Source organism: Rhodococcus sp. IEGM 1241 (assembly GCF_033142365.1).
Lineage (GTDB): Bacteria > Actinomycetota > Actinomycetes > Mycobacteriales > Mycobacteriaceae > Rhodococcus_F > Rhodococcus_F erythropolis.
Window position 1 is genome coordinate 178,821 of sequence record NZ_JAWLSE010000003.1, and the last position, 13,854, is coordinate 192,674.

The 13,854-nt window shown below is 63.2% G+C and carries 13 protein-coding genes; 6 read left to right on the forward strand and 7 right to left on the reverse strand.

The features are described from left to right. Positions 1-52 precede the first annotated feature (52 nt). Positions 53-1,762: a DAK2 domain-containing protein gene (locus R4P70_RS15795; RefSeq protein ID WP_020907273.1), complete on the reverse strand. Its 1,710-nt coding sequence runs from the start codon at positions 1,760-1,762 to the stop codon at positions 53-55. Positions 1,763-2,110: 348 nt separating this feature from the next. Between R4P70_RS15795 and rpmB the strand changes: the two genes are divergently transcribed. Next, on the forward strand, positions 2,111-2,302 hold the full coding sequence (gene rpmB, locus R4P70_RS15800; protein ID WP_003942669.1) for a 50S ribosomal protein L28: 192 nt from the start codon (positions 2,111-2,113) through the stop codon (positions 2,300-2,302). 131 nt (positions 2,303-2,433) lie between these two features. Next, positions 2,434-3,228, forward strand: coding sequence for an enoyl-CoA hydratase-related protein (locus R4P70_RS15805; RefSeq protein WP_317830993.1), 795 nt, complete (start codon positions 2,434-2,436; stop codon positions 3,226-3,228). Between the two features lie 66 nt (positions 3,229-3,294). On the opposite strand, the gene R4P70_RS15810 is transcribed toward R4P70_RS15805, so the two are convergent. Genes R4P70_RS15810 through R4P70_RS15820 form a run of 3 tightly spaced genes read right to left on the reverse strand, consistent with a single transcriptional unit; the run spans position 3,295 to position 5,498 of the window. Then, positions 3,295-3,966, reverse strand: coding sequence for a uracil-DNA glycosylase (locus R4P70_RS15810; RefSeq protein WP_317830994.1), 672 nt, complete (start codon positions 3,964-3,966; stop codon positions 3,295-3,297). Beyond that, on the reverse strand, positions 3,966-4,487 hold the full coding sequence (locus R4P70_RS15815; protein ID WP_020969320.1) for a gamma carbonic anhydrase family protein: 522 nt from the start codon (positions 4,485-4,487) through the stop codon (positions 3,966-3,968). The genes R4P70_RS15810 and R4P70_RS15815 overlap by 1 nt, the downstream gene beginning before the upstream one ends. 9 nt (positions 4,488-4,496) lie before the next feature. After that, entirely contained in the window at positions 4,497-5,498 is a 1,002-nt protein-coding gene (locus R4P70_RS15820; protein WP_081328976.1) for a thiamine-phosphate kinase, read from the reverse strand. An 89-nt stretch (positions 5,499-5,587) separates the two neighbouring features. On the opposite strand from R4P70_RS15820, the gene R4P70_RS15825 reads away from it, so the two are divergent. After that, complete coding sequence (locus R4P70_RS15825; RefSeq protein WP_020907269.1) at positions 5,588-6,280, forward strand: DUF3515 domain-containing protein; 693 nt, start codon at positions 5,588-5,590, stop codon at positions 6,278-6,280. Here R4P70_RS15825 and R4P70_RS15830 read toward each other — a convergent pair whose 3' ends face one another. The 3 genes from R4P70_RS15830 to R4P70_RS15840 all read right to left on the reverse strand — a co-directional run bounded on the left by R4P70_RS15830 (position 6,281) and on the right by R4P70_RS15840 (position 9,606). Beyond that, the gene (locus R4P70_RS15830; RefSeq protein ID WP_020907268.1) at positions 6,281-7,387 is read right to left on the reverse strand and encodes a D-alanine--D-alanine ligase family protein; all 1,107 of its coding nucleotides are present in this window, start codon (positions 7,385-7,387) and stop codon (positions 6,281-6,283) included. Between the two features lie 72 nt (positions 7,388-7,459). Next, a complete protein-coding gene (locus tag R4P70_RS15835; RefSeq protein ID WP_317830995.1) occupies positions 7,460-8,611 on the reverse strand; it encodes a cystathionine gamma-lyase in 1,152 nt (383 codons plus the stop codon). Next, positions 8,608-9,606, reverse strand: coding sequence for an NAD(P)H-dependent glycerol-3-phosphate dehydrogenase (locus R4P70_RS15840; protein WP_019747941.1), 999 nt, complete (start codon positions 9,604-9,606; stop codon positions 8,608-8,610). Before R4P70_RS15840 ends, R4P70_RS15835 begins: the two co-directional genes overlap by 4 nt. Positions 9,607-9,732: 126 nt before the next feature. On the opposite strand from R4P70_RS15840, the gene cofC reads away from it, so the two are divergent. Genes cofC through R4P70_RS15855 form a run of 3 tightly spaced genes read left to right on the forward strand, consistent with a single transcriptional unit; the run spans position 9,733 to position 13,721 of the window. After that, positions 9,733-10,482, forward strand: coding sequence for a 2-phospho-L-lactate guanylyltransferase (cofC, locus tag R4P70_RS15845; protein ID WP_024487353.1), 750 nt, complete (start codon positions 9,733-9,735; stop codon positions 10,480-10,482). A gap of 51 nt (positions 10,483-10,533) precedes the next feature. Next, complete coding sequence (locus R4P70_RS15850; RefSeq protein WP_003942685.1) at positions 10,534-12,777, forward strand: RNA degradosome polyphosphate kinase; 2,244 nt, start codon at positions 10,534-10,536, stop codon at positions 12,775-12,777. Between the two features lie 17 nt (positions 12,778-12,794). After that, entirely contained in the window at positions 12,795-13,721 is a 927-nt protein-coding gene (locus tag R4P70_RS15855) for a bifunctional NUDIX hydrolase/histidine phosphatase family protein (RefSeq protein WP_019747939.1), read from the forward strand. The last annotated feature ends 133 nt before the right edge of the window (positions 13,722-13,854 follow it).

A 13,854-nucleotide genomic window follows, 5' to 3' on the forward strand; every position in this document is an offset into this window, starting at 1 on the left:
GCGGTAAGCACATGTGTTCGTATATCAGTAGTCACCGACAGACCCGGTTCGATCACTCCACACCCAACTGGAACAGGTCACCCGGCTGATCACCCTGATAGACGAGCACGTCGACGCCCGGATGGTGCGCGATGACGTGCGCCTCGAGCTGCCCGGCCAGGTCGTCCGGCGCGTCGGCGCCCATGAGTAGGGTCACGAGTTCGCCACCGGATCCGAGCGCGAGGTCGACCAGTCGCGCACTCGACTCCGCGACGTCGGGACCGATGAGCACCACCTCGTGCCCCATCAGACCGATCGCGTCACCCGGATCACACGTCCCGACGTACGTCAGCGAACGCTCGACCGCAATTCGCAATGATCCCCAGCGCGTCGCAGCCGCCGCCTCGGACATCGTGAAGCCGTCGTCGGCGACGTTGCGTTGAGCGTCGTGAACGGCAAGTGCGGCCAAGCCCTGAACCATCGACGATGTCGACAGCAGCAGAACCTGGTGAAGCGGATCGCGTGCAGCGGCACTGACTGCGACCAGTTCCTGAGCCGTCAAGGCTCCGTTCGGCAGCACCAGAACTTCACTTCGCTCCATCTGACGAATGCGGCCGAGCAGTTGCGCACGTGTCACCGGCGCGTCGTCGCACCGAAGAACCGTCGCACCCTCACTCTCGAACAACGCCGCCGCACTCTCACCGGCAACGACGGCCAGAACGCCGCGGGCACCGGCACCCGGGAATCGCCTCTCCGCCCGTGCCACCAACTGGTCGCGTTCGTCGACGAGAAAACTGCTGATGCGAATACCGTGGACCTTCCCGGCTTCGAGGCCGGCTTCGACGGCTGCACCGGCATCGCAGCAATGCACGTGCACCGACCAGCCACCGAAGCCGTCGCTGACGATGACCGTCGAATCTCCGAGGACGGACAGCCGCGTGCGCAGCGCCGTCATGCGATCGTCGTCCGAGTCGTCGACGAGGTACATGACCTCGAAATCCTGTTCCGAGTGATCACCACATTCGATCGGGCTCTTGTGAGCCCAATCGTGATCGAATGCGCTGACGTCGACAACTGCGCTCGACCTCGGGTCCGGCGTCCCCAGATCCTCGCGAACCTGCGACTTCCCGGTCACCACCTCGACAAAAGCGTCGAGGATCAGAACCAGACCGAATCCCCCGGCATCGACCACCCCGGCCGACGCCAGAACGTCCAGTTGCTCCGGGGTCTTGTTCAGCGCGATCGCAGCCGCATCGGCAGCGGCGGCAACCACGGAAGCAAGGTCCTCGCCGCTCGGCGTCTTGGTGTCGACGCACTCCTGCGCTGCCTCACCCGACGCGCGCAGAACCGTGACGATGGTGCCTTCCACCAGATCGGAGACAGCCCGAGAAGCCAGTCCCGTCGCCGTGGTCAGTGAGTTCGCAAAGCTCCGGCCGTCGATGTGCTCGCCTTGAACGCTCTCCGCGATACCCCGGATCACCTGGGAGAGGATCACTCCGGAATTACCCCGTGCACCGGACACCGCGCCCCGAGCCAGCGCGTTCGCGACGCGGCCGGCACTGCGGACGTCGTCCTCGATCGTCTCGGCGGAATCGAGCGCGGCCCGCATCGTGAACAACAGGTTGGTGCCGGTATCCGAATCAGGGATGGGAAAGACGTTGAGGCTGTTGATCTCACCGCGACGTTTCTGGAGGCTGTCGACCGCCCGGCGGGCCCAGCGCCGCAGCAGATGTCCGTCCGCGACGGATTCCGCTTCTTCGGCGACGCGTTGCACTTCCCCCACTGACGGTTCCCCTCCACGATGGACAGACAGACGATGGAAAGACTGACGATGAAAAAGAGATCGGTGATCGGTGCAGTCGAGGGTAGTCCGACGCTTCTGCGCAACCGTCATTACCGGGCGGTTTGGCCATTCGGGCCGGAAGCGGTTACTCTTACACGGTTGCCTCGAACGGGCTACACGAAATAATGCTGCACTTTGTTTGTTGCTGATTGACTGTTTTCACGTTCGACTGCACAGTGAGCGGTCAAGGATCGGTTCGAAGTCGAGTATATTCGGATTGTAATTCTGGCTGCCCTACCGTGTAGGGTAACCACTTCAATATTCATTTCTAACAAGGAGTTCGCGACTATGGCTGCCGTCTGCGACGTATGCGCCAAGGGGCCCGGCTTCGGTAAGTCGGTCTCGCACTCGCACCGGCGTACCAATCGTCGCTGGAACCCGAACATTCAGTCTGTTCGTACCGAGGTTGCCCCGGGTAACACCCGTAAGGTCAACGTGTGCACCTCCTGCCTGAAGGCAGGCAAGGTCGCTCGGGGCTGATTGCCCGAGCACAAACTATTGCAGGCTCTGCCCCCGTCACTTCGGTGACGGGGGCAGAGCTGTTTCTATGTGTCTGTATCTATGTGTCCCCGTGTTTCGTATGGTTGTCCGGCACCCGTAATGTGCGTTGAGTGACTTCTATCGATGACCTGAGCAAAGTGACCCTCGACGAGGGCGTACTCCGCATCACCATTTCCACCGCCGCCAACGGCACCTCCCTCGACGACGAAGGACTGGTTCAGGGCGCGCAGGCGCTCGAGACAGTCGGAAACGACATCGGGAGCATCCTTCTGGTCGGCGAAGGCGCAAACTTCTGTGCCGGCGGCAACGTCCGTGCGTTCGCCGCAGCCCCTGACCGCGGCGAGTACGTCGCCGAGGTTGCCCGTGTCTTCCACGTGTTCGTTCGCGCGCTCGACGCCGCGACCGCTCCAGTGGTGGCCGGGGTCCACGGATGGGCTGCCGGCGCCGGAATGAGCCTGGTCTGCCTCGCCGACGTCGCAATCGGCGGCACCGGCACCAAGCTCCGCCCCGCGTACCCCTCCATCGGTTTCACCCCGGACGGCGGAATGTCGTGGACACTCCCCCGCATCGTCGGCGTGGCACGCGCTCGCGAGATTCTTCTCAACGATTCGGTGATCGGTGGCGACGAAGCCGTCCGGCTGGGGATCCTCACCCGACTCGTCGGCGACGACGAGGTCCAGGAAGAGGCAGCTCGCCTCGCACGCGCCTTGGCCAACGGGCCGAGCACGTCGTACTCGGGAATCAAAGCGCTGCTGCGTTCGTCACAGACGAACTCGCTCGCCGAGCAACTCGACGCCGAGGCTGCGTCCATCGCCCTCGCGGCGAACAGCCCGATCGGGCGCGAGGGTGTCGACGCATTCGTCGACAAGCGTCGCCCCGATTTCACTTCCGCAAAGCAGGCCTAGTCAGCTGGCATGCCGAATGTCGTGTCACGACGTTCGGCATGCCGGGTGAGTGCAGACGCTGATCGATCAGCCCAGATTCCAGTCCACCGGGTCAGCTCCGAGTCCGGTCAAGAGTTCGTTCGCACGACTGAACGGGCGCGAACCGAAGAACCCGCGCGAAGCCGAAAGCGGTGACGGGTGCGCTGATTCGATGATCGGTGTGTCGCCCAGCATCGGCGCGAGAGTGGCCGCGTCACGACCCCACAAGATCGCCACCATCGGTGACGACCGCGCCACCAGAGCGCGAATGGCCTGCTCGGTCACCGCCTCCCAGCCCTTCTTGCGATGAGAAGCGGCTTGACCCGGCTGCACGGTGAGTACGCGATTGAGAAGCAGCACACCTTGTTTCGACCACGGCGTCAGATCGCCGTTCGGCGGTATCGGCAACCCGAGATCCTGGTGATACTCCTTGTAGATGTTGCCGAGGCTTCGTGGAACCGGCCGCACGTCCGGGGCAACCGAAAAGCTCAACCCGACAGCATGACCGGGCGTCGGATAAGGGTCTTGACCGACGATGAGCACCCGAACGTCGTCGAACGGATTCGTGAATGCACGCAAGACGTTCTCTCCCGCAGGCAGATACTCCCGTCCCGCAGCGATCTCTTCGCGCAAGAACTTACCCATCGCGGAGATCTGCTCCGAGACCGGTTCGAGTGCCTGCGCCCACCCTGGATCGACGATCTCTGCAAGCGGCGCCATCAGTCGAGCCTGCGCAACGCGTCGCGGTAGTACGCCGCGTTGGCTGCGTACATCTTGACGTTTCCGTCGAGGTGGCCGAGCGGAACTTCGTATCCCGCACGGACCTTGGCGGGCACACCGAGTGCCATGCTGCGCGGGGGAACCTGCATCTTGTTGGCCACCACCGCACCCGCGGCGACGATCGACCCCGTCCCGATCACCGTTCCGTTGAGAACCACGGAGCCCGATGCGATCAGGCAGTGGTCCTCGATGGTCGACCCCTCGATGTGCGCGTTGTGGCCCACCACGCAACCGGAACCGATGACAGTCGCATCGATGGCGGTGCAATGGATGACAGTTCCGTCCTGGATGTTGGATCCGGTTCCCACCGAAATGGTTCCGTAGTCACCACGCAATACCGCCTGCGGCCAGATCGAGGTGCCCGCCGCGAGAGTCACGGCGCCGATCACCACCGCGTCCGGGTGAACGTATGCGTCCGGATGAATGTCCGGAACTCTGTCTCCAAGTGCATATACAGCCATGAAAGCAACCTATACCGCGGTGGTGCCGGTGGTCGAAAAGCTGTGCCATCCCCCGCCGCTCTCGCGAAGTGCACCGTCGACGCTCACGCCGGAACCGGCCGCAACCGAACCGATCACAGTCCAACCCGACGGAATTTCGACCTCAGGCCCGAAAGTTGCTGCAAATCCGTGATCTTCACCACCGGAGAGGATCCAGTCCAGCGGATCGACGTCGAGCGCCTCGGCCGCCGATGCGACATCGAGTGAGGTGGGAACCGCGGCCGAGACGATGTCGAACCGCACGTGCGAGGCCTCTGCGAGATGTCGAAGGTCCGCGATCAATCCGTCGGATACGTCCGTCATGGAATGTGCTGATTCTGCGGCGTCCCATGCCGATTGATACGGCGGATTCGGAACACGATGAGCGGCAAGCAGATCTGGAAAGCTTTCGGATTCGTCGAGCAATACGGCTTCGTCGAGCAGTAGTGCCAACCCTGCTGCCGAGCAACCGAACAACCCGGCGACCGCGATCTTGTCACCGATCTTTGCTCCCGAACGCAGAACTGCCGGACGGCCACCGAGATCGCCGAGCACGGTCACCGACACCACGACTACCGGCGACTGGACCAGGTCACCGCCGACCACGCCGGCCCCCAGATCAGTTGCCGCGTCCCAGATTCCCGCGGAGATTGCGTCGATCACGTCGACCGGAGTCGAAGGCGGGCACCCCAGAGACACGGTGAATGCCGTCGGCCGCGCTCCCATCGAGACGACGTCCGCAGCGTTCTGTGCCACTGCCTTTCGGCCGATGTCGCGTGGCGAAGACCAATCCATTCGGAAATGCCGACCTTCGACCAGCATGTCGGACGAGACAACCACACGGCCGTCTCCGGACGTCACGATCGCGGCATCGTCGCCCGGCCCCAATTCGGTGGTGACCGGTTGGATTCGGCCGACCAGAGATCGCGCGATCACGTCGAACTCCCCCACCTGCTCGACAGTGTGCTCTGACCCGAACCCCGATGATGCGATGAGTGTCTCCAATGCCGACGCAATTCGCTCGTAAGCGGCCTGCGGTACCTTCTAGCTGTGGTCGTGAATGCTTCTGCAAGCTCACGCGTGTGTCGGCAATCCTACCGATTCACCGACGTGCCCTGCGAAGTGACGAGACCGCTGATCGACTGGACCAGGACCCGAGCGAAGAACTGAGCATGGCAGAAAACACCTCCACCGCAGACAACGCCGACATCGACCCCGATAGCGACGACGATCCGACCGAGCGCCGCAGTCCGGCGCTGATCGCCACCGCCATCGCGCTCCCGGTAGCCCTGATCGTCGGAGTGGTGATCGCGGCCGTCGTCGCAGGAAACAACCCTGAACTCTCGCCGGTAGCGCTGGGACCCGTACCGGCACCGGCAGCGGAGTCGGAGGCCTGCGTTTCCCTCCTCGGTGCGCTCCCCGACAAGATCGACGACTTCACGAAAGCCGAGTTGGTTGACCCTGCTCCGGCTGGAGCGGCAGCTTGGCAGCGCAGCGAAGGTGAGCCGATCGTGTTGCGCTGCGGGCTCGACCGTCCGACCGAGTTCGACCAGGCTGCAGCACTACAGGTTGTGAACGGTGTCCAATGGTTCCAGGTCTCGGGAACCGACGTCGGTCTGGCTGCGAGCACTTGGTTTGCCGTAGACCGCGGTGAGTACATCGGTATCACGATCCCCGACGGGACCGGCCCGACGCCGATTCAGGAGATCTCCGACACCATCACGGCGACTCTCGAACAGAAGCCCCTCGACCCGGCGCCGGTCGCGGTTCCCTGATCAGCGAAGTCCGGTACCGCGAGCGATGGCGGTGTCGACCAGTGTCGAAATCAAAGTGCGGTAATCGATTCCGGTGGCGTTCCACATCTTCGGATACATCGAGATGGAAGTGAACCCGGGCATCGTGTTGATCTCGTTGATCACCGGGCCGTCAGCCGTGACGAAGAAATCGACCCGCGAGAGTCCCTGGCAATCGAGTGCCTTGAACGCGCGGACTGCAAGCTCCCTGATCTGGTCGCTCACCGACTCGTCGAGTTTTGCGGGGATGTCGAATTCGCAGACGTCGTCGAGGTACTTGGTGTCGAAGTCGTAAAACGCGTCCGAATCGGTGTCGGCATCCGGCATCCGGATCTCGGCGACCACGCTGGCCTTGACGTCACCGTTCGGGAATTCGAGGACGCCGCATTCCACCTCACGGCCGATGATCGCGCCTTCGACGATCACCTTGGGATCGTGCAGGCGCGCATGAGCGATCGCCCCGTCCAGACCGTCCCAATTGCTCACCCGGGTGATGCCGATAGACGAGCCTCCACGAGCGGGCTTCACGAACACGGGAAGGCCCAACTCCGCCTTCTGCTCTTCGGTCAGCGTTGCGATTCCCGGTCGAAGCACGACCTGCACTCCGACGGGAAGCCCTTCAGCGGCAAGAAGCTTCTTCGTGAACTCTTTGTCCATGCCGGCGGCGCTGGCCAGGACTCCGGGTCCGACATACGGAACCCCGGCAAGTTCGAGCAATCCCTGAATGGTGCCGTCTTCGCCGTAAGCCCCATGCAGAACGGGGAAAACGACGTCGACCGACGCGAGCACAGCACCGGCGTCGGAGCCGTCGAAGGAGATGACCTCGCCCTCGCGGGTGGGGTCCGCGCTGAGGACCACCGACGTTCCGTCTTTGTCGACCGACGGCAACGCGCGCCCGCTGATCGCGAGGGAGCTGGGGTCGCTCGACCCGAGGACCCAGGAACCGTCGACTGTGATGCCGATCGGTACGACGTCGTACCGATCAGGGTCGAGGTTGCTCAGGACGCTTCCGGCGGAAACACAGGACACTGAATGCTCATTGCTCCGGCCACCGAAGATCACGGCCACGCGGGTACGGCTGCTGTTCACGCGTCAAACCGTACCGCCGAATCGACTTCGGCACGCGATCGGGCCGGGCCGGAAATCATCGACGTGGTCCGCTCACGCGTCGAGCGCGCGCTCGATGTCGGCCAGGAGATCGGCGGTGTCCTCGATGCCACAAGCGATTCGGACAAAACCCGCACTGACCGGATCGCCCCAGCGCGCACGACGATCCGCCGTCGTGTGGATCCCACCGAAGCTGGTGGCGGCCGTGACGAGATTGCTCGCTTCGACGAACGAGTGGAATGCTTGAGCCGAATCCAACTCGACGCTCACCAATCCGCCGAATCGTTTCATCTGACCGGATGCCGTTGTGTAGGACGGGTCACCGCGAAGGCCGGGATAACGAACGGACCGGACCGCTTTGTGTCCAGCCAACATCTCTGCCAGGGCCAGCGCGTTGTCGCACTGACGCCCGAATCGCAGGCCTGCCGTGCCGAGACTCCGGTGCGCAAGCCACGTCTCGAAGGGGCCGAGCACTGTTCCCGAAAGAAGTCGCTCACGCTCGATCAGCTGACTCACCGCCGCATCGCAAGTAGCGACGTAACCCATCAGGAGGTCACTGTGCCCGCTGAGTGCCTTGGTACCGCTGGCCACCACGACGTCGGCACCCAATTCGAGCGGGCGCTGCCCCAGCGGTGTTGCAGTCGTGTTGTCGACGATCAGCAGCGCGCCCGATCGGTGACACACGTCGGCGAGCACGCGAAGGTCGACCACGTCCAGCACCGGGTTGGACGGCGTCTCGGCGACGACGACCACGCGACCCGGTGACGCGTCGAGCAGATCCGCGAAGCTCGCGTCGCCCATCTGCAGGGTCGAGACTTCGCGAACGGTGATTCCCAACGGCGCCAACCGTTCGTTCGCGTACAACCGCACCTGGTAGTACCCGTCCGAGGGCACGACGACGGTATCCCCGGCGACGAGCACGCTGCGCAAGGTCGCGGTGATCGCAGACATCCCCGACCCCATGACGAGTGCGTGGTCCGCTCCTTCGAGCGCCGCGAGCGCCGATTCGAGTCCGCGCCAACCCGGGTTCGACGCTCGAGCATAGGTATCGGACTCGGAGCCTTCGTCCACCGAAAGTTGGTACGGCGCAGCAAATATCGGACCCAGCTGCATGGGCTGACCCGCAGCGTGTTCGCGCGCAACGGCGCTCACACTGCGCGTCGAATCCCCGTAACCCTCGAAATCACTCACATTAATTTCACTCATTCCGGCTTCGTCCGGCGTCCGAGCAACTGACCGATCGCATCGCTGACGGCCATGCCTTCGTGGCACACCCGATGGACCGCGTCGGTCAACGGCATCTCCACGTCGTAGCCGGCAGCGAGTGCGCGTACCGACGTGCACGACTTCACACCCTCGGCGACCTGACCGTTGGTTGCCTTCTGTGCCGATTCCATCGACCCGCCCCGTCCGAGTCGCTCTCCGAACGTCCGGTTTCGCGACAACTCGGACGTGCAGGTCGCGACCAGGTCACCGACGCCCGCCAAGCCTGCAAGCGTCGACGCCTTGGCGCCGAGCGCGACACCGAGCCGAATCGTCTCGGCGAGACCACGGGTGATGATGCTGGCAACCGTGTTGTCGCCGAATCCACTACCGGCGGCCATGCCGCAGGCCAGCGCGATCACGTTCTTGCACGCGCCACCGATCTCGCAACCGATGACGTCGGAGTTGGTGTACGGCCTGAAATAGCCGGTAGCGCAAGCGTCCTGGAGAGCGAGGGCACGCGAGGAATCCGAGCAGGCGATCACCGTGGCCGCGGGCTGCCCGCTGGCGATCTCGTGTGCAAGATTCGGGCCCGAGAGCACCGCGACGCGCCCCGGTTCCACGCCGGTCACCGACACGATGACCTGGCTCATGCGCATGAGCGTCCCGGTCTCGATTCCCTTGGCCAGACTCAGCAGAGTCGCATCGGGTCCGATCGAGCCTTTCCACTGCTCCAGGTTTCCCCGTAGCGACTGCGAGGGAACCGCCAGCACGATGAAGTCAGCGCCTGCCATTGCCTCCTCGTGGTGGTGGGTCGCGCGAATCGACGAAGGCAAAGCAATGCCTGGCAGATAGTCGCTGTTCTCGTGTGTGGTGTCGATGCGCTTCGCGACCTCTTCACGCCTGGCCCACATCGTCACGTCGGTTCCGGCCTCGGCCATCACCTTGGCCAACGCTGTTCCCCACGAACCTGCGCCCAATACAGCTGCCTTACTCACACGCTCACCCCGTCTACCCGGCGAAGCGGGTCGCCGCCAGAAAAATCGTCTGCACAGAGTATCGCCTGTGGTGCACTGCGGTGGGCAGCCGCGGACACCGAGCGTGATGACTGGCAAGATCGAGGGATGGACAGCGCGGAACCCCCGTACCCACACGTCGTGGAGACACCGCATGCGCGCACGGAGATCGAACGCCCCATGCATGCGATAGTGGCCGTCAAGTCCTTGAGATCGGCCAAGTCCCGGCTCGCGGGCGAACTCGACGCGGACGCGCGTGCAGACCTCGTGTTGGCCATGCTTCACGACACCCTCGCGACCGTTGCCGCCGTCTCTGCCATCGACACCGTCACGGTGGTCACCCCAGACCCGACCGTTGCCGCTCTTGCGTATTCCGTCGGCGTGACGGTCTACGCCGATCCAGCTCCCCACATCTCGCTGACCAACGGCGCCTCACCGCGCGCGGAGGAAACCCTCAACGCAGCGTTGAGTGCAGCGGCCGCCGATATCCGAGCCAAACGCGGAGTGGTCGACCTCGTTGTGCTGCAAGCCGACTTGCCCGCGATGCGACCGAGCGAACTGACGGAGGCCGTGGCCGCCGCCCGAAGCGGTGGACGTTCAGTCGTCGTCGATCACCACGGCACCGGCACTTCCGCATTGTTTGCGTGCGGCGAGAGTGCGCTCGACCCCCGATTCGGTCCGGAATCCGCACGGGGGCATGCTAATTCAGGTGCTCGTCCACTCAACGGCCAATGGCCGGGACTGCGCACCGACGTCGACACCCACGCCGATCTCGACACCGTGCGCGCACTGGGAGTAGGCCCCGCGACATTGGCTTCGTTGACCAGACTCAAGGCCACGCCGTCGAACAGTCGATGAATTTTCTTTCATCGATTGTCGGACCGCGCGATTGTGGGGGATGATCGACGAGTGAGCAATGGCGAAGCACTCGAAAACCGTATTTCCGAAGACCAGTCGGACGGAGACCACAGCTCCGGCCGGCACGAGAACGGCGCGGCCACCTCGCCGCGATCTCAGGCCGTCGCGGTCGCCACCAACATCCCGGGCGCTCCCCCTGCAGCTACCAAGGCAGAGCTACCCGAATTGCTCGTCGGACTTCCCGAGGATCGTTACCTAAACCGCGAACTCAGCTGGCTCGATTTCAATGCCCGTGTTCTCGCATTGGCTGCCGACGAGTCACTGCCGTTGCTCGAACGCGCAAAGTTCCTCGCCATCTTCGCTTCCAATCTCGACGAATTTTTCATGGTCCGGGTCGCCGGACTCAAGCGCCGCGACGAGACGGGACTGTCGGTCAGGTCCGCCGACGGCCTCTCCCCACGCGAACAATTGGCGCTCATTGCGCGTCGCACCCAGGAACTCGCCGACAAGCACGCACACGTGTTTCTCGACTCGGTCCGCCCTGCCCTGGCGGCAGAAGGCATTTCAATTGTTCGATGGGCCGACCTCAGCGCCGACGATCACGGCCGGCTCTCGGCGCATTTCCACGAGCAGGTCTTCCCGGTACTGACGCCGTTGGCAGTCGATCACGCCCACCCGTTCCCCTACATCAGCGGACTGAGCCTCAACCTCGCCGTGACAGTGAAGGACTCCGTCACCCGCGGCGAACACTTCGCTCGCGTCAAGGTTCCCGACAACGTCGGCCGGTTCGTGCGAGTCAAGAGCACGACGTCTTCGTCCACCATCGATTCGTTCCTCCCGATGGAAGAACTGATTTCGGCTCATCTGGACGTGCTGTTCCCCGGAATGGAAATCGTCGAACATCACGCCTTCCGAATCACACGCAACGCCGATTTCGAGGTCGAAGAGGATCGGGACGAGGATCTGCTGCAGGCACTCGAACGTGAATTGGCGCGTCGTCGTTTCGGTTCGCCCGTTCGCCTCGAAGTTGCCGACGACATGACCGAGCACATGCTCGAACTGCTTCTGCGTGAACTCGACGTCGATCCGGCTGACGTGATCGAGGTTTCCGGGCTCCTCGACTTGTCCTGCCTCTGGCAGGTTTACGCCGTCGATCGCCCGGCGCTCAAGGACGCTCCGTTCGTCCCGGCGACGCATCCGGCGTTCGGCGAGCGTGAGACACCGAAGAGTGTGTTCTCGACCCTGCGCGAGGGCGACGTGCTCGTCCACCACCCTTACGACTCGTTTTCCACCAGCGTTCAACGCTTCATCGAACAGGCCGCGGCCGACCCGCAGGTGCTCGCGATCAAGCAGACCCTGTACCGAACTTCGGGCGACTCCCCCATCGTCAACGCACTGATCGACGCCGCCGAGGCCGGCAAGCAAGTTGTTGCCCTCGTCGAGATCAAGGCGCGCTTCGACGAGCAAGCCAACATCAAGTGGGCACGCAAACTCGAGCAGGCCGGCGTTCACGTCGTCTACGGTCTCGTCGGTCTCAAGACTCACTGCAAGACCTGCCTCGTCGTCAGGCGCGAAGGTTCGACAATTCGTCGCTACTGCCACATCGGCACCGGCAACTACAACCCGAAGACCGCGCGCATGTACGAGGACGTCGGATTGCTCACCGCAGCACCGGAGATCGGTGCTGACCTCACCGACCTCTTCAACTCGCTGACCGGATACTCCCGAAAGACGAGCTACCGCAACCTTCTCGTTGCGCCGTACGGGGTTCGCCGCGGGATCATCGAGCGGATCGACAACGAGATCGCTCACAAGCTTGCAGGCCGCGATGCCGGTATCCGCTTGAAAGCCAACGCATTGGTCGACGAGCAGGTCATCGACGCGTTGTACCGCGCGTCCAAGGCCGGTATCCCCGTCGAGATCGTGGTCCGCGGAATCTGCGCGCTCAAGCCGGGTGTTCCGGGCCTCAGCGAAAACATCGAAGTACGTTCCATTCTCGGGCGGTTCCTCGAACACTCGCGAATGTTCCATTTCCGCTCGGCCGACGAATTCTGGATCGGCAGCGCAGACATGATGCACCGCAACCTCGATCGCCGCGTCGAGGTCATGGTGCAGGTCAAGGATCCGAAACTGTCGAAGCAACTCGGTGACATCTTCGATTCCGCGCTCGATCCGCGAACTCGCTGCTGGGTACTGCATCCGGACGGCAGTTGGGTCGCTGCACCCGAACGCGGTGAGGACGTACGTGAGCATCAACAGTCGTTGATGCGCAGCCGCACCGCCAGCGGGTCTTGACGGGCTCGGATCACACCATGAGCGACAAGCCGGTCAAAGCCAACATCTTTGCCGCAGGCGCGGTTCTGTGGCGGAAGGCTCCCCAGGATCCTTCCGCCATCGAGATCGCCGTCGTACATCGACCGAAGTACGACGACTGGTCATTCCCCAAAGGAAAGCTCGATCCAGGCGAGACCTTCTTGACCGCAGCAGTTCGCGAGGTCCGCGAAGAGACCTCGATCACCGGACGTTTCGGAAGGCACCTCGGTGGCGTGACGTACCCGATCCCGGGACATCGCAAACTCAAACGAGTCGAATACTGGTCGGCCGAAGCAGTAGACGGAGATTTCGGGCCGAATAACGAAGTAGATGTTCTCTATTGGCTTCCGGTCGCCGAGGTCGCCGATCATCTTTCCTACCCGATGGATCGAATGATTCTTCGCCGCTTCGTTTCCATTCGGCCTGACACGAAAACGGTATTACTCGTCCGCCACGCAAAGGCTGGAAGCCGTAAGCGGTACAAGGGCGACGACAATTTGCGTCCACTCGACGCCAAGGGCAAAGAGCAATCCGCCGCCTTGGTCGAACAGCTGAAAATCTTCGGAGCCGATTCGGTTTTCGCGGCTGACCGTACGCGCTGCATCGACACCGTAATGCCGTTGGCGGAGGCATTGGGTGTCGAGATTTCGACGGAACCTCTTCTGACCGAAGAAGGTTACGAGGCCGATCCCGACGCCGCTCGGGCACGTGCGCTGCAGATCGCCGCACTGGAGGGCACTCCAGTGATCTGCAGCCAAGGAGGCGTCATCCCCGATTTGATGCGCTGGTGGGCTGATACGGCCGGTGTAACACTGCCCTCTGCACGCAACCGTAAGGCGAGCACTTGGGTGCTCTCGTTCCTCGACGGCCGTCTCGTCGCCGCCGATCACCTCGACAGCCCGCTCCCCAAAGTCGCCAACTCCTGAGGGATTTGGACCAACCGGCCCCAGTTCGATTCGGTAGTTTTGCAAAGCACTGAAACACAGGAGACTTCACACTTCTCCCAGACAGCAAAAAGAGGTGGGGCCGCGGGGCCGCACCCCCGCGGCCCCGCCGTGT